1 protein-coding gene is annotated in these 528 nt (G+C 42.0%); it reads right to left on the reverse strand.

Features of this window, described 5'->3' with window-relative positions:
- Positions 1–233: hypothetical protein (locus H9647_RS25605; protein WP_191805322.1), on the reverse strand; the 233-nt coding region annotated here is incomplete at its 3' end.
- Between the last annotated feature and the right edge of the window lie 295 nt (positions 234–528).

Below are 528 nucleotides of genomic sequence, written 5' to 3' on the forward strand. Positions count from 1 at the left end.
ACTCTCACCGTCCAAATGCAGTAATAGATCGGCTTTCTTTCATCTACTTTTCTGAGCATCCCTGCCCACTCACGGACTCTAGCGGGCGAAAGAGTGGCCACCATTTCCCTGTACTCGTCCACCGTGAGAAAATGTATTTTCACAGGCTGATCGTTAAATACAAACACCGCTTTTTTATAAATGCCATGACACACCGTAAGTGCCGCTACTATTTTGGGTTTATGAGTTTTCATTTCATTACCTCCTGCTCCTGGATCTAAAGTGTAGGTATGGCAGCAACCTTAGTGGTTGCTGCCACCTGGGTTTTACTTACGGTCATTGTATTTTTTCGTAGACCACTGAAGCAGGAATGTAATCGACTGAAGGAAAATTGAAAACAAAATGAGAATCAAAAGTAACATTTCCATTAGACTTGTCCTCCCTTTAACAAACTGGAATTTTGTGTTAATATGGGAGAGTAAGGGTTGTCAAAACCCCTTACTCTTGTTTCTTTACGGCTAGTTATTTAGGTTTCTTGGGCTTCGACCG

Source organism: Paenibacillus gallinarum, assembly GCF_014836635.1.
Lineage (GTDB): Bacteria > Bacillota > Bacilli > Paenibacillales > Paenibacillaceae > Paenibacillus > Paenibacillus gallinarum.